The organism is Vibrio sp. M250220, from assembly GCF_036533795.1.
In the GTDB taxonomy this organism is placed as follows: domain Bacteria; phylum Pseudomonadota; class Gammaproteobacteria; order Enterobacterales; family Vibrionaceae; genus Vibrio.
The window spans coordinates 101,398-120,288 of sequence record NZ_JATABI010000002.1 but is presented as its reverse complement, the minus strand read 5'-3'; the positions used below and the strand labels follow the sequence as shown (position 1 = coordinate 120,288).

14 protein-coding genes are annotated in these 18,891 nt (G+C 45.1%); 8 read left to right on the top strand and 6 right to left on the bottom strand.

Annotated features, from left to right (window positions below):
- Nucleotides 1-36 precede the first annotated feature (36 nt).
- Both pflB and QTN94_RS01315 read left to right on the top strand, forming a co-directional pair.
- Entirely contained in the window at nt 37-2,313 is a 2,277-nt protein-coding gene (gene pflB / locus QTN94_RS01320) for a formate C-acetyltransferase (protein WP_331426609.1), read from the top strand.
- A gap of 179 nt (nt 2,314-2,492) precedes the next feature.
- A complete protein-coding gene (locus tag QTN94_RS01315; protein ID WP_331426608.1) occupies nt 2,493-3,500 on the top strand; it encodes a lipid A deacylase LpxR family protein in 1,008 nt (335 codons plus the stop codon).
- A gap of 6 nt (nt 3,501-3,506) precedes the next feature.
- Here the strand turns inward: QTN94_RS01315 and QTN94_RS01310 are convergent, their stop codons facing one another.
- Nucleotides 3,507-5,387: a methyl-accepting chemotaxis protein gene (locus QTN94_RS01310; RefSeq protein WP_331426607.1), complete on the bottom strand. Its 1,881-nt coding sequence runs from the start codon at nt 5,385-5,387 to the stop codon at nt 3,507-3,509.
- 215 nt (nt 5,388-5,602) lie between these two features.
- Here QTN94_RS01310 and pflA point away from each other — a divergent pair, with 215 nt between their 5' ends.
- The 6 genes from pflA (at nt 5,603) to QTN94_RS01280 (ending at nt 12,907) form a co-directional block, all read left to right on the top strand.
- Complete coding sequence (pflA, locus tag QTN94_RS01305; protein ID WP_331426606.1) at nt 5,603-6,343, top strand: pyruvate formate lyase 1-activating protein; 741 nt, start codon at nt 5,603-5,605, stop codon at nt 6,341-6,343.
- Between the two features lie 70 nt (nt 6,344-6,413).
- Entirely contained in the window at nt 6,414-7,082 is a 669-nt protein-coding gene (locus tag QTN94_RS01300) for an energy-coupling factor ABC transporter permease (RefSeq protein ID WP_443088773.1), read from the top strand.
- Nucleotides 7,083-7,204: 122 nt separating this feature from the next.
- On the top strand, nt 7,205-7,705 hold the full coding sequence (locus QTN94_RS01295; protein ID WP_138973310.1) for a YfbU family protein: 501 nt from the start codon (nt 7,205-7,207) through the stop codon (nt 7,703-7,705).
- 334 nt (nt 7,706-8,039) lie between these two features.
- Nucleotides 8,040-9,974, top strand: coding sequence for a PrkA family serine protein kinase (locus tag QTN94_RS01290; protein WP_331426604.1), 1,935 nt, complete (start codon nt 8,040-8,042; stop codon nt 9,972-9,974).
- 113 nt (nt 9,975-10,087) lie between these two features.
- Nucleotides 10,088-11,359, top strand: a complete 1,272-nt coding sequence (locus QTN94_RS01285; protein WP_331426603.1) for a YeaH/YhbH family protein — start codon at nt 10,088-10,090, stop codon at nt 11,357-11,359.
- Nucleotides 11,360-11,368: 9 nt separating this feature from the next.
- Nucleotides 11,369-12,907, top strand: a complete 1,539-nt coding sequence (locus QTN94_RS01280; protein WP_331426602.1) for a SpoVR family protein — start codon at nt 11,369-11,371, stop codon at nt 12,905-12,907.
- Between the two features lie 31 nt (nt 12,908-12,938).
- On the opposite strand, the gene kdsB is transcribed toward QTN94_RS01280, so the two are convergent.
- Genes kdsB through QTN94_RS01255 form a run of 5 tightly spaced genes read right to left on the bottom strand, consistent with a single transcriptional unit; the run spans nt 12,939 to nt 18,886 of the window.
- On the bottom strand, nt 12,939-13,691 hold the full coding sequence (gene kdsB / locus QTN94_RS01275) for a 3-deoxy-manno-octulosonate cytidylyltransferase (RefSeq protein WP_331426601.1): 753 nt from the start codon (nt 13,689-13,691) through the stop codon (nt 12,939-12,941).
- Nucleotides 13,691-13,870: a Trm112 family protein gene (locus QTN94_RS01270; RefSeq protein ID WP_138973315.1), complete on the bottom strand. Its 180-nt coding sequence runs from the start codon at nt 13,868-13,870 to the stop codon at nt 13,691-13,693. The genes kdsB and QTN94_RS01270 overlap by 1 nt, the downstream gene beginning before the upstream one ends.
- Nucleotides 13,851-14,861, bottom strand: a complete 1,011-nt coding sequence (gene lpxK / locus QTN94_RS01265; RefSeq protein ID WP_331417080.1) for a tetraacyldisaccharide 4'-kinase — start codon at nt 14,859-14,861, stop codon at nt 13,851-13,853. Before lpxK ends, QTN94_RS01270 begins: the two co-directional genes overlap by 20 nt.
- 2 nt (nt 14,862-14,863) lie before the next feature.
- Nucleotides 14,864-16,612: a lipid A ABC transporter ATP-binding protein/permease MsbA gene (gene msbA / locus QTN94_RS01260; RefSeq protein WP_331426600.1), complete on the bottom strand. Its 1,749-nt coding sequence runs from the start codon at nt 16,610-16,612 to the stop codon at nt 14,864-14,866.
- Between the two features lie 33 nt (nt 16,613-16,645).
- Complete coding sequence (locus QTN94_RS01255) at nt 16,646-18,886, bottom strand: DNA internalization-related competence protein ComEC/Rec2 (protein WP_331417082.1); 2,241 nt, start codon at nt 18,884-18,886, stop codon at nt 16,646-16,648.
- Between the last annotated feature and the right edge of the window lie 5 nt (nt 18,887-18,891).

Genomic DNA, 18,891 nt, shown 5'->3' with positions numbered 1-18,891 from the left:
GGTACGTGTTTTTTCTACTAAAAAGGTAGGTATGTCATGGCAGAGCAATTTGCTAAAGCTTGGGAAGGTTTTGCTGCAGGTGATTGGCAAAACGAAGTAAACGTTCGCGATTTTATTCAAAAGAACTACGCACCGTATGAAGGCGACGAATCTTTCCTAGTTTCTGAAGGTACTGAAGCAACAAACAAGCTTTGGGCTAAGGTAATGGAAGGTATCAAGATTGAAAACTCAACTCACGCACCTGTTGATTTCGATACTGACCTTATCTCTACCATCACTGCTCACGATGCAGGCTACATCGAGAAAGACCTAGAAACTATCGTTGGTCTTCAAACTGATGCCCCTCTTAAGCGTGCTATCATCCCTAACGGTGGTATCCGTATGGTTGAAGGTTCTTGCAAAGCGTACGACCGCGAGCTAGATCCAGCAATCTCTAAAATCTACACTGAGTACCGTAAAACACACAACGCTGGTGTATTTGATATCTACACTCCAGACATCCTAGCTTGTCGTAAGTCAGGTGTTCTAACTGGTCTGCCTGATGCTTACGGTCGTGGTCGTATCATCGGTGACTACCGTCGTGTTGCTCTATACGGTATCGACTACTTAATGAAGGACAAACTGGCTCAATTCAAGTCTCTACAAGAGCGTTTTGAGAACGGAGAAGATCTTCAAATGACAATGCAGCTTCGCGAAGAGATCGCTGAGCAGCACCGTGCACTTGGCCAAATGAAAGTTATGGCTGAGAAATACGGTTTCGACATTTCTCGTCCTGCTGAAACAGCTCAAGAAGCTATCCAGTGGACTTACTTCGGTTACCTAGCTGCAGTTAAATCACAAAACGGTGCTGCTATGTCTCTGGGTCGTACTTCTACGTTCCTAGACATCTACATCGAGCGTGACATCGCTGAAGGTAAGATCACTGAAGTAGAAGCTCAGGAAATGATCGACCACTTCGTAATGAAGCTACGTATGGTTCGTTTCCTACGTACTCCTGAGTACGATGACCTATTCTCTGGCGACCCAATCTGGGCTACTGAGTCTATGGGTGGTATGGGTCTTGACGGTCGTACACTAGTTACACGTACTAACTTCCGTTTCCTAAACTCTCTATACACTATGGGTCCTTCTCCAGAGCCAAACATCACTGTACTTTGGTCTGAGAAACTACCTGATGGCTTCAAGAAGTTCTGTGCGAAAGTTTCTATCGACACTTCTTCTATCCAGTACGAAAACGACGATCTAATGCGTCCAGATTTCGAATCTGATGACTACGCTATCGCATGTTGTGTATCACCAATGATCATTGGTAAACACATGCAGTTCTTCGGTGCTCGTGCAAACCTTGCTAAGACACTACTATACGTAATCAACGGTGGTGTGGATGAGAAGCAGAAGATCCAAGTTGGTCCAGCAATGCCTAAGATCACTGACGAAGTTCTAGACTTCGACGACGTATGGGGCAAACTTGACCACTTCATGGATTGGCTAGCTAAGCAGTACGTGACTGCACTGAACTCTATCCACTTCATGCACGACAAGTACAGCTACGAAGCTGCACTAATGGCTCTACATGACCGTGACGTTCGTCGTACTATGGCTTGTGGTATCGCTGGTCTATCTGTTGCAGCTGACTCACTATCTGCAATTAAACACGCGAGAGTTAAACCTATCCGTGATGAAGATGGCGTAGCAATCGACTTCGAAATCGAAGGCGACTACCCTAAATTTGGTAACAACGATGCTCGCGTAGATGACATTGCTTGTGAACTAGTAGAAGTGTTCATGAACAAGATCCGTAAGCTTAAGACTTACCGTGATGCAATCCCAACTCAGTCTATCCTGACTATCACTTCAAACGTGGTATACGGTAAGAAGACGGGTAACACTCCAGATGGTCGTCGCGCAGGTGCTCCATTTGCTCCAGGTGCAAACCCAATGCACGGTCGTGATGAGAAAGGTGCGGTAGCGTCTCTAACATCTGTAGGTAAACTACCATTTGCTCACGCAAAAGACGGTATCTCTTACACCTTCTCTATCGTGCCAAACGCACTAGGTAAAGAAGAAGCATCACAACGTGCTAACCTAGCAGGTCTAATGGATGGTTACTTCCACCATGAAGCAGGCATCGAAGGCGGTCAGCACCTAAACGTGAACGTACTTAACCGTGAAACTCTAGAAGACGCAGTTAAGCACCCTGAGAAATACCCTCAGTTGACAATCCGTGTATCTGGTTACGCTGTACGTTTCAACTCTCTAACTACAGAGCAGCAACAAGACGTAATCGCACGTACATTTACTGAGTCTCTATAATTCTCAGCTAAATGATTGACGAAGCCCCGCTAAATAGCGAGGCTTTATTTTTTCTGTCAATTTATCACCGATAAATCAGCGATACGGTGCACAGCTCATCTCTCTGGTATGTTAATTGCTAACATTTGTATCGATTAATCTTGTATTATCAGACATCTAATTGAGTTAAACACAGACACATGAAGTTAAACCGCATAATTTTACTGCCTCTGCTACTGGCTTCTGCAAGTAGTATCGCCTCAGACAAATCGACCCTTTCATTCTCTCTCGACAACGATGGTATCTTCGGTATCGACCAAGACTACACCAACGGTCTGTTTCTGAGCTATACGACAGGGGGCATTACGCCTTATCCTATCTTCAGCCCTTTGAGCCTCTCTTTCTGGGGCGGTGCTTCACTCGACAAGTTTGAGTTCACCCTTGGTCATAAGATGTACACGCCTTCGGATATTGAAGCGACAGCGCCTCTGGTCAATGACCGACCGTACGCAGGGTTTCTGCACACTGAGTTCAACTATATCAGTTTGCACCCTCAACAAGCTCAGCGTTTTAACCTCACACTCGGTACCACCGGCGAGAGCTCTCTAGCCGATCAAGCACAAGATATCGTTCACGGCATCACCGGCTCAGATCAACCAAGAGGTTGGGCATATCAGGTTGACGATAAATTCGTTGGTAGCGTCGGGTATCTGTCACATTTCAACTTATGGCGTCAGCGTGCAATTGCCAATACAGACTTCGAAATTTCCAATGTTTCTGAAGTCAATGCAGGTAACTTCCGCAGTGATGTTTCCACGGGATTTATGTTCCGTTGGGGCTCAGATTTAGGCGGCAACATGGGGGCGGCAAACATTGACAACGAGACCCCGTTCCGTGCCGGTATGATTGGTGGTTCACAGGGTGGCTGGTTTGTCTTCACTGGTATCGAAGCACGCTACCGATTCAATGACATTACGATTGAAGGCGAGCGTTCAGGTGTGACTGAATACGCGGTTAAAAACGGTCAGAATCCGAGTATCTACGACGTTACACTGGAAAACAATCAAGCAACAGCAGTCGCAGGCTTCGCTTGGTATAACCAAAGTTTCGGCGCGAGCTTAACAGCAACCGCTAAAACTCCCGATTACAAAGAGGCGCCGGAGTCGATATACGGAACCGGCGCCCTTTCGCTCTACGCGTTCTTCTAAACGCGATTAGATCGTAAACTTGAGGCAGTCTTGATTGAGGCTGCCTGATCGCTCTTCAACAACCCCACTGACTTTTCTTAGCTGATCGTTATTTTGTTCAAGCTCTTTCATCGCCGTTGAGATTTGCGTCATGTTATCCGCCATCGACTGACTGGTTGTGGCCAACTCTCTAATTGAAGCAAAAATAACTTCCGTTTGATGCGACGCCTCGTTGGTTTTGTCAGTGATCATTTTCAGCGCGTTCATGGCTTCCTGACCTCGCTCACGACCAGCGATCATTGAGGATTCAGACTGACCTATGTATTGAATCACTTCCGCACTCTCTTTCTTCATCGTGTCAATGGTGCCTGAAATTTCAGAGACCGCATCAACCGTTCGTACAGCCAGACTACGCACTTCATCCGCAACAACGGCAAACCCTCGCCCTTGTTCCCCTGCCCTCGCAGCCTCAATCGCCGCATTAAGCGCCAGTAGATTGGTTTGTTCGGCAATGCCATTGATGATATCCATCACTGAGTCAACTTTTGCTGACGCCTCTTCCAACTGCTGAATGTGTCCGGCAGCCGCCGTCATTATGGCACCTACTTCTTCAATCGAACCTATCGCAGCGCTGATAACCTTAGCGCCTTCTTCCGCTGCATCGGTTGAAGATCGGCTAATATCCGCAACAAACTCAAGTGAGTTGGAGACTTCTTGAGTGGTCACGCTCACCTCTTCTGTCGCCGAAGCCAGCAATTGAGTCTGACCGAGCACCTCAGACTGGTGATGCGCAAGAAGGTCTAATCCTTGATTGAGTTCAGCCGCGTTGCCCGATAGCGCCAAACTGCTGCTTTGAACGCCTGAAACCAGTTCACCCAAATTTGTACAGCTCTGGTTGATGCTTGATGCTAACTGATTAAATTCATCGTTCGGGTTTTTGGAAAGAATCATTCGCTGGGAAAAGTCGCCCTTAGAAACGCTATTGAGTATCTCTTTGGTACGATTCAAGGAGCGTGACATGGATGCACTCTGCATAGCAAAAATTGCAATGGTAAAGATCGCTAACACAACACACGCAACCAAAATAGACCACAAGGTTTGTGTCGACGTCGTTTCTGCTACGTTTTGATAACGAGATCCAATCCCGCCCAGCTCATTGGTAATCTCACCAATCAAACGCGTCATCTTAGCTTTTGCAGCATCAAGCTGCTTCTCAACCGAGCCAAGTTGTTGAGATAACTCACTCACTCTCACAAAAGCCTGTTTGTACTGCTCAATTTCTTTTTCATAAAGCTCAAGCATCGCGTAAACATTGGACATGCTTTCGAAGCTCGCCATCGCTCGATTGAACAATTTCAAATTATCTTCAGAGGGTTGCAATAAGTAGTTTTGTTGCGCTTTTACCATCGCCTGAAAATCAGAATTAAGCGTCACCATACCGGTTTCTGCGATTTTTTGTTCGATGATGGTAGCGGTCTGTTTCATCTGCCCCAGCTTGCCTTCGTCGATATTGAATCCCAACTCTTGCTTCAATGTTAACCAAGGCGTAACGGCACTTTTAAAGTCCATGACACTTTGGGTTAATTGTTCACCTTGTGATACCAGCCCAACTTGTTTGAGGAACTTGGCGTTATCGCTGATTGCCATAACGATATCTTCAATACGGGTCTTGGTCGTTGCAACCTTGTCACCCGTCATGCTATCCAGTGTTCCACCAAGCGTAAGAATACGACTTTGGGTCTGATAAATGGCCAGAGACCCCGAACCAATATCTGCACTGCTTTGATATTGACTCTTCATTTTTGACAATCTTTCTGAAGTAAAAAAGGCTAGAAAAGCGAATCCGATCGTTAAAACAATCAAAAACAGTGTGACTTTCTGTTTTTGAGAGAGCGCAAGCATATCCATATAAAATCCCTTAACATCAAACAGATGTAAAATACTTTGCCTGACTGTTGTTATTGACTCAATTGTTACCAATAACATTTTTATAACATAAATCTTAGCAAAGAAACGGGTTTTTTCTTATTTCAGCTTTTCTTGTTAGCTAGGTTCGGAAAACCTATTTTATCCCTACCATTTGTAATAAAATAACGGCCAAATTACTAATACGAGATGAGCTCATGTCAACAATCGGTCGTATTCATTCTTTTGAATCTTGCGGAACAGTAGATGGACCAGGAATTCGTTTTATCGTCTTTCTGCAAGGTTGCTTAATGCGTTGTATGTACTGTCACAACCGAGACACTTGGGATACTCACGACGGTAAAGAAGTGACCGTTGAGGAGATCATCAACGAGGCGAAGTCATACCGACACTTTATGAATGCTTCCGGCGGTGGTGTGACCTGTTCAGGTGGCGAAGCCATGCTACAACCTGAATTCGTGCGAGATTTCTTCCGTGCTGCCAAAGCAGAAGGTATCCACACTTGTCTCGATACCAATGGTTATATCCGCAAACATACTGAAGTTATTGATGAAGTGTTGGATGCGACTGACTTGGTTATGCTTGACCTTAAGCATATGAAAGATGAAATCCATCATGACTTCATCGGCGTATCTAACAAACGTACATTAGATTTTGCTCGCTACCTGCATAAAATTGGACAGAAAACGTGGATTCGCTATGTAGTGGTTCCTGGTTATACCGATGACGAAGAAGCCGCACATATGCTGGGCGAATTCATTAAAGATATGGACAACATCGAAAAGGTTGAGTTACTGCCATATCACAAGCTTGGCGCTCATAAATGGGAAGCCCTTGGTATTGAATACCCGTTGGAAGGAACTAACCCTCCTTCAAAAGAGACGATGGACAAGATAGTATCAATCCTTGAGCAGTATCACTCAAACGTTAAATACTGATACCACTCATTAAGAAATTCGTAAAAAATACCAACCTTACATAAGGTTGGTATTTTTTTTTGAGGTTTCCGTGGCGCTGAATCAACTGTTTGCTCTTTCGCTAGTGCTGTTTTCCTGCTTTTTTGTCTGGAGAGATATCATGCAAGTATTAGTGCCGAAGCTAACTAGCGAACGAACCTTTCAGCACGTCACTTTCGGCGTTGTGTTTGCTTTTTACCTTCTTTGGTCTGCCGACGCAGGAATAAAAGAAGGTCTCTCTATTCATTTTCTCGGACTGACCGTTCTGACTCTAATGTATGGCTGGCGCAGTGCCTACGCAATCTCTATGGTCGTTTATGCATTAATGGCGCTGTTTGGCGAACTATCCATTTACCAGCTACCACAGTTCATACTGTTGTCTTGTTTACTTCCAATTCTTATTAGCTATCTATTATTTCTGGCTAGTTACCGTTTCCTGCCGCGTAACATTTTTGTGTTTATCTTTATCGCTGGCTTTCTCAATGGATGCGTGACTGGCACAGCCCATCTACTCATCAATGCCTATTATCTGCTTGCAGTAACTGACTATGATTGGGTCACGATTTACGATAACTACCTCGTGTTTACCCCTCTGCTCGCTTTTCCTGAAGGTCTACTTAATGGGATGACTCTGGCGATGTTGACGGTTTTCAAACCAGAACTATTGCGCGTCTTCTCGGATAGAGACTATATCTATAATCACTATCACCAAGACAAGTAAAAAATCTTACTCAATCTTTGTACTTTTGATATTAAATATGTGTTGAGATCATGTTTCAGTTAATCCGGAACAGATAGCCTAAGTACATTAAAAATGTATTAGATTATTTTAGTGAGGCCACCATGGAAATGACCAACGCTCAACGTTTGATCCTATCGAATCAGTACTATTTGATGTCACAAATGGATCCTGAAAACGCAGCTAAATATCAACGTTTGCAAACGATAGTGGAACGTGGATACGAGCTACAAATGCGCGAACTCAATAAGGACTTTGGCTGTTTGGTTGACGCAGAGTGTCGAGAAATTATCGACATCATGGAAATGTACCATGCGATGCAAGAATCAAACAAAATGCTCTCGGAAGATGAGCAAAAGCTTGTTGACCAACGTCGTCTAACTTTCTTAGGTTTTGATGCAGCATCAGAAGCACAGTTGGTTAACTACGTTCGCTTCCTAGTTGATTCTGAAGGGCTATACCCTCAGTTCAGCAAGGGAGAACATCATTTTAACGCGCAAATGCCTATGCTGGACAAATACCGTCGAATGCTAAACACCTGGCGCAACTGCCCTCGTCAGTACCATTTGTGTGCAAATGAACTAAAGCAAATCTTTAACGCTTGATTTAAAAAGGGCCGTTGCTAAGCAACGGCCCTTTCTACATTTGATTGAGATCCCCCTAAGAACACGTAGGCAACCCCAATATTCGCAGAGGTAGTGACTCCGCTCTCTATCAATGGACTACCCTCTCACCCTGCCTCTATATTGGTGTAACAAAAGCTTTTTAACCACGATAGTTTTTGCATAGTAATCAAACTTTATATTGATAAAACATATTGGAATTAAACACATATTTTTTAAGCAAAATTCTAAAGACCAACTAGGATTAATAAAGAAAGGATTTGCTTTTCTATGCGGGTTTATTGTCAGGTTTGACAGGTTCAGAGGGGAATTCACCATGAGTATTTTCGACCATTTCCAAGCACGCTACGAAGCCTCCAAGGATGAGGAACTATCGCTACAAGACTTTCTAAGCCTTTGCAAAGACGATAAAAGTGCTTACGCCAATGCAGCAGAACGATTATTGATGGCCATCGGTGAGCCACAAGTCATTGATACTGCGAAGAATCCTCAACTCAGTCGTATTTTCTCGAATAGGGTCATTTCACGTTACGAGACCTTTAAAGATTTCTACGGTATGGAAGATGCTATTGAGCAAATAGTTTCCTACCTAAAACATGCCGCTCAAGGCTTGGAAGAACGTAAACAGATTTTGTACTTACTCGGTCCTGTAGGTGGTGGTAAATCATCACTGGCCGAAAAACTAAAATCATTAATGCAGCAAATGCCGATTTACGTACTTTCCGCTAACGGTGTGCGCAGCCCTGTCAATGACCATCCGTTCTGTTTATTCGATGTCACCGAGGATGGCGAATTACTTAAACAAGAGTATGGCATTGAGAAGCGTTATGTCCGCTCGATTATGTCACCTTGGGCAGCGAAGCGTTTACACGAATTTGGCGGCGACATTTCTAAGTTCAAAGTGGTTAAAGTTAGACCGTCGATTTTAGATCAGCGCGCCATCGCGAAAACCGAACCTGGCGACGAAAACAACCAAGATATTTCATCTTTGGTGGGTAAAGTCGATATCCGCCAGTTAGAGCACTTCTCTCAAGATGACCCTGATGCTTATAGCTACTCTGGTGCACTGTGTCGTGCTAACCAAGGCCTGATGGAATTTGTCGAGATGTTCAAAGCACCAATCAAGGTGCTACACCCTCTTTTAACCGCGACTCAAGAAGGAAACTACAACGGTACCGAGGGGCTTTCCGCATTGCCATTTGACGGCATGATACTCGCTCACTCAAACGAATCTGAGTGGCAAACATTCCGTAATAATAAGAACAATGAGGCGTTTCTAGACCGCGTCTACATAGTGAAAGTGCCTTACTGTCTACGTGTTTCAGAAGAAGTTAAAATTTACCAAAAACTTCTCGAACACTCTGAGTTGTCGAAAGCGCCTTGTTCACCGAGTACTCTCGAACTACTATCCCAATTCAGTATTCTTTCTCGTCTAAAAGAGCCTGAAAACTCGTCCATCTTCTCTAAGATGCGCGTTTATGATGGTGAAACTCTTAAAGACACCGACCCAAAAGCGAAAAGTTACCAAGAATACCGTGATTTCGCAGGTGTCGATGAAGGCATGTCAGGTCTTTCAACCCGTTTCGCCTTTAAAATTCTATCGCGCGTCTTTAACTTCGATCAGACCGAAGTGGCGGCAAACCCCGTTCACCTCTTCTATGTAATAGAGCAACAGATCGAGCGTGAACAGTTCCCTCAAGAGACGGCAGAGCGATACCTAGAGTTCTTAAAAGGTTATCTAGTGCCACGTTACGTCGAGTTTATCGGTAAAGAGATTCAGACCGCTTACTTAGAGTCTTACTCCGAATACGGACAAAACATCTTCGATCGATATGTCACTTACGCTGATTTCTGGATTCAAGACCAAGAGTATCGCGATCCAGAGACAGGGCAATTGTTTGATCGATCAGCATTGAACAATGAGCTAGAAAAAATCGAGAAAACAGCCGGCATTAGTAATCCAAAAGATTTCCGAAATGAAATCGTTAACTTCGTGCTTCGTGCACGAGCAAACAATAACGGGACCAATCCAGTTTGGACGAGTTACGAAAAACTTCGCACTGTGATTGAGAAAAAAATGTTCTCCAATACCGAGGAACTGTTACCAGTTATCTCCTTTAACACTAAAACCTCTTCTGAAGATCAGAAGAAACACGATGATTTTGTCGCCCGTATGATGGAAAAGGGCTACACAGAGAAGCAAGTTCGTTTGCTATCTGAATGGTATCTACGCGTACGTAAATCATCATAGCAGCAGTGTTTTAGCCCGTACTTCACCTGCCAGTCTATTTTATTCTGGCAGGTGTTAGGTGCAAGATTGATCCAGCCCTCGTTGCAGGGCTTGTATGAGATAAGGGGGGACTCATGGCGCAATTTATTGACCGACGACTGAACGGCAAAAATAAAAGTGCTGTAAACCGCCAGCGCTTTTTGCGCCGCCATAAAGATCAGATTAAAGAGTCTGTGGCGGATGCAGTAAATCGCCGTTCAATCACCAACACCGAAACTGGTGAAGATGTCGCTATTCCGCACAAGGACATCAAAGAGCCTGTATTTCATCAAGGCAAAGGCGGCCTAAAAGAACGCGTGCATCCGGGTAATGACCAATTTATCACCGGGGACAAAATTGAACGCCCTAAAGGGGGTGGACAAGGGGGCGGTTCCGGAGAGGGTGATGCCAGCGCGGACGGCGAAGGCCAAGATGATTTTGTTTTCCAGATTTCTAAAGATGAATACTTAGACATCCTATTTGAAGATCTTGAACTGCCAAACTTAGAAAAAAATCAGATTAATAAAATCACAGAATGGAAAACCCACCGTGCTGGTTATCAAACGGCTGGGGTTCCCGCCAATATCGCGGTGGTCAAATCTCTACAGCAATCTCTCGCGCGACGTACCGCCATGACAGCAGGCAAAAAAAGGATGCTACGTGAGTTAGAGGAAGAGCTCGACCGCGTAAAAATGTCTGAGCCAGCTCAGATGCTCGAAGAACAGCGTATACAGAACGAAATCAAAGATCTGCGTCGTCGAATTGAAACTGTGCCCTTCATCGATACCTTCGACTTACGCTTTAAAAACTACGAACGCCGCCCTATTCCTTCAAGTCAGGCTGTGATGTTCTGCCTGATGGACGTGTCCGGCTCAATGGACCAAGCGACGAAAGACATCGCGAAACGTTTTTATGTCTTGCTCTATCTCTTTCTAACGCGCACATATGAGAACGTCAATGTGGTGTTTATACGCCATCATACTCAGGCTAAAGAGGTCGACGAACATGAGTTTTTCTATTCCCAAGAAACCGGGGGAACCATTGTTTCAAGTGCATTAAAACTGATGAATGAAATTGTCGCTGAACGTTACCCTGTTGGTGAATGGAATATCTATGCTGCGCAGGCTTCAGACGGTGATAACTGGGCCGATGACTCACCGCGTTGTCGCGAACTACTGACCAAACATTTGCTGCCACACTGCCAGTATTATTCTTATATCGAAATTACTCGTCGTTCACATCAAACCTTGTGGCATGAGTACGAAAAACTCGAAGGGAGCTTCCCTAACTTTGCGATGAAAAATATTCGCAGCGTAGAGGACATTTTCCCAGTGTTTAGAGAGCTTTTCAGAAAAGAGACTGCTTAGGGAGGCCGTATGACAACAAAAACTAAAAAGCCAACGAAAAGCAAAGTATTGCCGGACGGTCCAGACTGGACGTTCAATTTGCTTGAGCAATACCATGTTGAAATTAAGCGAGTGGCTGACCACTACAAGCTTGACGCCTACCCTAACCAGATCGAAGTGATCACTTCAGAACAGATGATGGATGCCTACTCAAGCATTGGTATGCCCATCAACTATAATCACTGGTCATTTGGTAAGAAATTTATTCAAACCGAGCAAGGCTATAAACATGGCCAAATGGGCCTTGCTTACGAAATCGTCATTAATTCAAACCCCTGTATTGCCTATTTGATGGAAGAAAATACCGTCACTATGCAGGCTTTGGTCATGGCACACGCCTGCTATGGTCACAACTCGTTTTTCAAAGGCAATTACTTATTCCAGACTTGGACGGACGCAAGTTCTATCATCGATTATCTGTTGTTCGCTAAGAACTACATCGCTGAGTGTGAGCAAAAATATGGAGTTAAGGAAGTCGAAGCGCTATTGGATTCCTGTCATGCGCTGATGAACTTCGGTGTTGACCGCTACAAGCGCCCTGAGAAAATTTCCATCGCGGAAGAGAAGTCTCGCCAAGAAGAGCGCGAAGCCTACCTACAATCCCAAGTCAACGACTTGTGGCGTACCGTTCCTAAATCAAAGGTAGAACCTGACAACGAAAAGGCGCGTTTCCCCTCTGAACCTCAGGAAAACATCCTGTACTTCATAGAGAAACACGCGCCACTCCTTGAGTCGTGGCAACGTGAAATCGTGCGCATTGTGCGTAAGATCAGTCAGTACTTCTACCCACAGAAACAAACCCAAGTGATGAATGAAGGGTGGGCAACATTTTGGCACTATACGATCCTCAATCATCTCTATGACGAAGGATTAGTCACCGACCGTTTTATTCTTGAGTTCTTGCATAGTCATACCGGTGTCGTCGCACAACCGCCATACAATAGCCCCTATTTCAGTGGTATTAACCCCTACGCACTCGGATTCGCTATGTTCCGCGACATCCGTAGAATTTGCGAAGAGCCGACCGATGAAGATCGCGAGTGGTTCCCAGATCTTGCCGGAACAGATTGGTTAGAAGCGGTTCACTTTGCGATGAAAAACTTTAAAGATGAAAGCTTTATTAGTCAGTATCTTTCACCAAAGTTGATGCGCGACTTTAAGCTTTTTGCCATCGTCGATGATGACCGAAAAAATTATATCGAGGTGAGCGCCATTCATAATGACAGTGGTTATCAAGCGATAAGAGAAAAGCTCGCCGCTCAGTACAATCTGTCTAACCTGGAACCCAATATTCAGGTATTTAACGTAGATGTTCGTGGTGATCGTTCACTCACTCTACAATACGTTCCACACGATCGTATCCCTTTAGATGACAGCTATGAGGAAGTGTTAAAACACTTGTACCGTTTGTGGGGATTTGACGTCAAACTGGAGGAACTAAAAGACAGTGGTCGCAGAGAGATACTAGGAGCTTGTCCAAAACGAAATGATTATGACGCGAAAATATAGATGTTAAAAAAGGCCCCTAGGGCCTTTTCTTTTATCGGTTAGCGATGATTTTTCTCACCACTTCAAGATCTTCTGGTGTATCTACACCCGCAGATGGCGCGTCTTTAGCAACTTCCACATGGATTTTTTCACCGTACCAAAGCACTCTTAGCTGCTCTAAACACTCAATTTTTTCAAGCACGGTAGGTTGCCAATTGATGTAAGTGTTGATAAATCCAGCACGATAAGCATAGATACCAATATGACGCATTAAAGGTTGCGCTATACTCTTTGAGTCATTAGCAAAATTGTCACGATCCCATGGAATCGTTGCACGGCTAAAGTACATCGCATACCCGTCTTTATCCGTCACCACTTTTACCGCGTTTGGATTGAACACTTCCGACTCATAGTCGATTTCTACCGCTAGCGTCGCCATTGGCGCTTCACTACTGGCTAAGTTGCGTGCAACTTGGGCGATAATACTTGGTGGGATTAATGGCTCATCACCCTGAACATTGACAATAATGTGATCGTCAGGAATTGCCATTTTTTCAACGACTTCAGCAAGACGCTCTGTACCCGATTCATGGTCTGGCGAAGTCATGCATACTTCACCACCAAACGCTTTAACAACGTGCTCAACGCGGCTATCGTCTGTCGCGACAATCACCTTATCTGCACCAGCTTGGATCGCTTGCTCATACACCCATTGAATCATCGGCTTACCGCCAATGTCTGCCAGAGGTTTACCTGGCAGGCGCGTCGATTGATAACGTGCTGGGATAACAACCGTAAATGACATTATCTGCCCTCGTCCATTGAGATATTGCGTGCCTCTGGTTCAAGAAGCACAGGGATTCCCTCTTTGATCGGATAGGCTAAACGATCCAGTTTACACACTAACTCTTGCTTTTCCTTATCGAACGCAAGCTTACCTTTACATACCGGACAGGCAACAATCTCAAGCAGACGGTGATCCATATTTTTCCTTAACCTCTTTAATCATATTTAAAATACGCGCTTCATCACTTGGACTAAACACTGCGCTAACGGGTAGATACCACCAATTATCTTTCGCGTAGCTCGCGCATTTTACTGCATCTTTCTCCGTCATAATCAGATGTTTACCTTTATTGGCAAGTTGCTCTAATTCTGACGGTTCAAAATCTTTATGGTCAGCAAAACCCTGTTGGTAGGTAGGCTTTGCTCCTAAACTTTCTAACGTCTTAAAAAACCTTGGTGGATGACCGATTCCTGCCATTGCGACTAACTGCTCTCGAATAGAAGAAATATTCGCTCGTTGACCCGTTTTTAAGTTTATCACTTGGTCTGGTTTAAGCGTCATGGCCGCTTCGCCTTGTAACGCTTTACCACCATTCGTGATGATGAGGTCGACTTCAGCCAAACGTGCGACGGATTCTCTTAATGGCCCCAAAGGCAGTAGTGACTCATTGCCAAATCGCCTAACGCCATCCACTACCACGATTTCAATGTCTCTCTCAAGAGCGTAATGCTGCAAACCATCATCAGTAATGATGATATCGACACCCATAGGAAGCAAGGCGTTTACCGCTTCACTGCGTTTGGGGGAGACGGCAACCGGCGCTCCGGTTCGCTTAGAAATCAACTTCGGCTCATCACCACAATGTTGAGTTGGGGTATCATCGCCAACAACCAATGGGTATGAGGGCGCTTTTGCACCATAGCCACGAGAAACCACACCTGGCTTATAACCTAACGCTTGTAGTTGTTCCACCAACCAAATCACGACCGGAGTTTTACCATTTCCCCCTGCCGTAATGTTGCCAACCACGACCACAGGCACAGGAGCTCGGTAGCTTGGTTTAACATTAGACTGATATTTGATGCGACGGGAACGGCTAATAACCCCAAACAACTGGCTTAATGGCCACAAAAGTGGCCATAGGAGATATTTGACGGGGTGGTTTTCGAACCAGATTTTCTCAATCAAGATTACGCACCAAACTGAATACGATGCAGTTGCGCGTAAGCACCGTTTTTCTCGATTAAGTCTCGGTGACTACCACGTTCAACAATCTCACCTTCATCAACAACGAGAATTTCATCTGCGCTTTCGATCGTAGACAGTCGGTGGGCGATAACCAATACCGTTTTATCTTTTTGCAGTTCATCAAGCGCAGACTGGATAGCCTTCTCAGACTCGGTATCCAACGCTGACGTTGCCTCATCTAGAATCAGTACTGGCGCATCACGTAACAATGCTCGGGCGATCGCGATACGCTGACGTTGACCACCCGATAGGCTGGCACCATTTTCACCAATAACCGTATCTAAGCCATCATCCATTTTGTCAATAAAGTCCATCGCATAAGCCAATTTGGCTGCGTGCTCTATCTGTTCACGGCTGTATTTCTCTGTTGCCGCATAGGCGATGTTATTGGCAATAGTGTCGTTAAACAGGTGTACGTTTTGCGAAACTAACGCGAAGTGTGAACGCAGATTACTAAGTTGATAATCACGAATATCATGCTCATCGAGGCAGATGCTACCAGAGTCAACATCGTAGAAACGGGTAAACAGGCTTGCGATAGTACTCTTGCCTGAACCTGAACGACCGACCAAGGCGACCGTTTTTCCTCGAGGAATTTTAAAGCTGACATCGACTAACGCAGGTTTTTCTTTGCCTTCGTAAGTAAAGGTGACTTCCTTCACTTCAATATCACCGCGGGCACGCTCAACCTGATATTTGCCATTATCTTGCTCGGTTTCAAGATCCATTAATGCAAATAAGGTCTGGCTGGCTGCCATACCACGTTGAAATTCAGACGTTACGTTTGTCAGTGCTTTGAGAGGACGCATCAGACCAAACATAGCAGAAAAGACTACGGTAAATGTGCCTGGAGTCAGGTCTGAACGAATAGAATCGACACTTGCAAGAAACAGGACAACAACAAGTGCAATTGAAGCGATAAGCTGTATCACTGGGTTCGCGATGGCTTGAGCGGCGACTAACTTCATCGACTGCTGGCGCATCTGATTACTTACAGCATCAAAGCGCTCGCTTTCGATTTTCTGACCACCATAGCTCAATACGACTTTGTGACCTTTGAGCATCTGTTCAGCTGACGAAGTGACATGTCCCATTGCATCCTGCATATTCTTTGAGATCTTACGGAAACGCTTCGAAACGACACCAATCCCCCAAGCCACCAGCGGAGCAACAACAAATAGCACCAGTGACAACTGCCAACTGTTCCAGAACATCAGTACCAAGAGACCAATAATACTCGCACCTTCACGAACAATACTGACCAATGCACGGCTAGTTGCACCGGCTACTTGTTCAGAGTCGTAGGTAATTCGAGAAAGAAGACCACCAGCCGACTCTTTATCAAAGTAGGTCACGGGCATGTGCATAAACTGATTGAAGATCGCACGTCTCATCTCCATCACCACATTGCCAGAAACCCAGCTCAGACAGTAGGTCGAGACAAAGCCACTTAGACCGCGTATCACCATCATGCCAAAAATGATCAGTGGCAATATGCGTAAGAAATTAGATTCTGCGTTACCAAAACCTTCATCTAGAAGGGGTTTAAGCAGAGAGACCATGTAAGTATCAGCAACCGCATTAATGACCAATGCGACAACGGCAACCGCTAGACCTGCCTTGTATAGGCGAATATAAGTCCACAAGCGTTTAAAGGTTTGCCAAGTAGTTTCGTCTTGATTCAGAGACATAGAAATGCTTATTTTTCTTTTACAATATTGCGGTTATTCTACTCCCTTACGCAGCATCTGCCTATACCAAGTCCCCCCTTTCAACCACCTAAGTGCGCTTGTCTGGGTGTAATTTGGATAAAATTCGACCGTAATTTGACCATCATTGGCGGTATCTAGCCATGTTGCGCCTGCATTTTCATATCGGTGGACAACTTGCTGACTAGGCAAATTCCACCGTCCCTTTTTACCGACAGAGGCAATCGCAATGTCTGCTGACACCGCATTGATAAACGGCAAAGTCGAAGAGGTAATGCTGCCATGATGAGGGACAACAATAATATCCGCGTTAAGATTGTCGACCTGACGTAGCAACAACCATTCGGTTACCGAAACAATATCCCCCGTAAGCAGCACACTTTGCCCTTGTATTGTATGCGTCAGCCTCACTACACAAGAGTGAGCATTAAAGGCACGCTCGACACTCTTTGGCGGCCACAGTGCTTCAATTTCGATCTCTTGCCATTGCCACTTGTTCCCAGCGATGCATTCTTGTCCAGCAGCAAGACGTTGACTACTGATGAGGTTTTCCGGTTGCCAAGAACCTTGTATTTCCATCCAACCACCGGCATGGTCATTATCGAAATGGCTGAGAATCAAAAAATCGACGTTCTCAATACCACTATACCTGATATGAGGAGAGACAATTTGCTCGGCAAAACTTGAGTTGTTCCAGGCCGCTCCCGTATCGTAAACAAGCACACTCTGCCCTTGTTGCACCACAATAGCTAGCCCGTGGCCAACATCCAAAGCGGTCAACTTCCATGTTGGCGCTGGCGACCAATCGGTGACACCCAAGGTAATAACACCGAATACTAGCAGACGGTTTCGCCGCCTTACTAGAATGATCACAGGCGCTACCACCACCGTCACCATTATCCACTTTAGCTGTGTATTTGATAGGTCCAGCCATCCCCAATGAGCGTTAGCAATCATCCAACTCACCGGGAAAAGGCTGCCATCGACTGCCCACCATAGCCATGACGTGCTATCTGCCAACAACGAGCCAAGCAAAGCGAGAAAGGCTAAAGGCATCACGACAAAACTAAACCAAGGCACAAACAACAGGTTATAAATCACCGAGCCAATACTGAGTCCCTGATATAGGTAAACCACTAATGGTGCCATAGCAATGACAAGCAGCAACTGGAGTCTCAATAAACCCTCGAGCCAGCTTAGCTTCTCCCTTATCAGAGAACGATTTAGCATGATAATGGCGACAGCATACATAGACATCCACAAGCTACGACTTAACACTGAGAATGGTTCCATCGCGACCAGAAAAGCGAATACAAGAAGCCAACGATAACTGCTGGGCAAACTACCCGCTCGATAGTGCGTCACACTCACTAAACAGCACATCAACCAAGCACGTTGAGTGGGAATAGAGAAACCCGCTAACCACGCGTAGCACCATGCAAGCAGCAACCCCAAAAAAACCGGGGTCCAGCGTAACGCAGCGCTCACTCGCATCGCTACCAGCCCAAGTGACCAACCAAAAGTAAATACAATCGCGATATGAAGGCCAGAGATTGAAATCAGGTGACTTAAACCACTTTGTTTAAGTTGCTGCCAGGTTTGAGCAGAAATCTCATCACGTACACCAAAGATCACGGCTAAGATCATGCCTCTAAATTCGCGGCTAGCTAGATGGCGGCTGACTTTATCTAGCAGCCGAGTTCTTAGTGATTCACGGGTGATGGCATAGTAGCTGCGCTTACTGTTTATCGACAGTGACGCCACTATCGATTGCTCAAGCGCGTATTTCTCAGCATCAAACCCAACTGAGTTCATCAATCCATAAATTGCACTCACTTTTACACTGGCTGAAATCACATCTCTCGGTTTTAGCTTGATCGGCCCCTTTAACCTCACTTTCGGGCACGCTAAACTGGTCAAAGCTTGGCCATTGATTGATCTAACTATAACTATGCCTTGAAAGCCGTAGTTTATTGGTTTAAAAAGGCTATCAACATCAGCAATTATGGTAATATCCTGACCTGCTTGAAAAAGCATCTCTGTTTGATATCGCAGTAAGTTGCCGTGCAATAGGATGACGACACACGCTAAGGCTATTCCTGAACAATATCTGGCTTTTCTATACTTGAAGGAAGCAAGCAACACAGCCAGAGGAAGCAGCATATAATGCCAACTGGGCATGCTGAACCAGTAAGGGCTAGTCGTGATTAACAAAGAGAACGAAATTAGCGTCCAATAATTTAAGTAGAGAGTCATATTCC

Bases quoted from the DNA above. Each gene is read 5' to 3' on its own strand.
- kdsB (WP_331426601.1), bottom strand. From the start codon at position 13,691: ATGTCATTTACGGTTGTTATCCCAGCACGTTATCAATCGACGCGCCTG.
- QTN94_RS01315 (WP_331426608.1), top strand. From the start codon at position 2,493: ATGAAGTTAAACCGCATAATTTTACTGCCTCTGCTACTGGCTTCTGCA.
- QTN94_RS01285 (WP_331426603.1), top strand. From the start codon at position 10,088: ATGGCGCAATTTATTGACCGACGACTGAACGGCAAAAATAAAAGTGCT.
- QTN94_RS01280 (WP_331426602.1), top strand. From the start codon at position 11,369: ATGACAACAAAAACTAAAAAGCCAACGAAAAGCAAAGTATTGCCGGAC.
- QTN94_RS01290 (WP_331426604.1), top strand. From the start codon at position 8,040: ATGAGTATTTTCGACCATTTCCAAGCACGCTACGAAGCCTCCAAGGAT.
- msbA (WP_331426600.1), bottom strand. From the start codon at position 16,612: ATGTCTCTGAATCAAGACGAAACTACTTGGCAAACCTTTAAACGCTTG.
- QTN94_RS01295 (WP_138973310.1), top strand. From the start codon at position 7,205: ATGGAAATGACCAACGCTCAACGTTTGATCCTATCGAATCAGTACTAT.
- QTN94_RS01270 (WP_138973315.1), bottom strand. From the start codon at position 13,870: ATGGATCACCGTCTGCTTGAGATTGTTGCCTGTCCGGTATGTAAAGGT.
- pflA (WP_331426606.1), top strand. From the start codon at position 5,603: ATGTCAACAATCGGTCGTATTCATTCTTTTGAATCTTGCGGAACAGTA.
- QTN94_RS01255 (WP_331417082.1), bottom strand. From the start codon at position 18,886: ATGACTCTCTACTTAAATTATTGGACGCTAATTTCGTTCTCTTTGTTA.
- QTN94_RS01310 (WP_331426607.1), bottom strand. From the start codon at position 5,387: ATGGATATGCTTGCGCTCTCTCAAAAACAGAAAGTCACACTGTTTTTG.
- pflB (WP_331426609.1), top strand. From the start codon at position 37: ATGGCAGAGCAATTTGCTAAAGCTTGGGAAGGTTTTGCTGCAGGTGAT.